The organism is Mycobacterium intermedium (genome assembly GCF_002086275.1).
GTDB lineage: Bacteria > Actinomycetota > Actinomycetes > Mycobacteriales > Mycobacteriaceae > Mycobacterium > Mycobacterium intermedium.
In genome coordinates, this window is sequence record NZ_MVHT01000253.1 from 1 (window position 1) to 1,080 (window position 1,080).

Genomic DNA, 1,080 nt, shown 5'->3' on the forward strand with positions numbered 1-1,080 from the left:
CTGCCCAACCCCACACCCGACAGAGCCGGCACGAACGCCTGCAAGCCCGCACCGCCGAACCCACCCCACGAGCCGAAGTGGCGACCGAACGACCCCCAACGCCCAGCCGCCGCCGCCGCACCCGTGCCGGCATCACCCAAGCTGTGCAGGCCCAAATTGGCCAGATTCCCCGTACCCAGCCGCAAACTGCCCAACAACCCGCTCAGGTTGAAACCACCCAGCAAGCTGCCCAGCCGCAAACCACCCACATTGCCCGAACTCAAGCCCGCAACAACAGCTTTGACACCACCACCGCCAGCACCGGCCACGCCAGCCACCTGCGCCACCGCGCCCGCCAACTGACCCAACGGCAACTTCGTGAACGGCGTCAACGCCGACACCGCCGAAGAAGCCCCACCGTAGTAGCTCAACATCGCCACCACGTCCTGAGCCCAGAACTCCTCGTAGGCCGACTCCACCGCCGCAATCGCCGGCCAGTTCTGCCCAAACAGGTTCGACACCGCAAGCCGCACCAACGAATTACGGTTACCCGCAATCACCGCCGGATGCACGATCATCGACCGCGCCGACTCAAAGGCAGCCACCACCACCCGAGCCTGCGACGCCGCCTCCTCAGCCGCGATCCCCGCCGCACTCAACCACGCCGCATACGGCGAAGCCGCAGCCGCCATCGCACCCGACGCCGGCCCCTGCCAGGCACCATTGACCAAGCCGGAAGTCACCGACTCAAAGAACGACGACGCCGAACTCAACTCGGCCGCCAGACCGTCCCACGCCGACGCCACCGCCGTCAACGGCGCCGAACCCGCGCCGAGCAGCAAGTTCAGGGAGTTGATCTCAGGTGGCAAGGTTAGGAAACTCACCGGCTCAATCCTCTTCCTTACATTGCAGGAAAGCTTCTTGGGAGTAGTAGGTGCTACAGAACAACGGTCGGCCGTTCAAGGTGGATAAGTACGTCATCAGCTGCCCACCCAGTTCGCCAGCGCCGCCTGCAGACCGTTGAAGTAGCCCGAGACCTGGCTGCCGATGTTGCCGATACCGGAGATCAGGGCCGCGGTGTCTGCCCCGAGCGTGCTGGTG

General features: G+C 65.3%; 1 protein-coding gene. It reads right to left on the reverse strand.

The annotated features are described in order from the left end of the window. Positions 1 to 863: PPE family protein (locus tag BST27_RS32165; RefSeq protein ID WP_139805504.1), on the reverse strand; the 863-nt coding region annotated here is incomplete at its 3' end. Between the last annotated feature and the right edge of the window lie 217 nt (positions 864 to 1,080).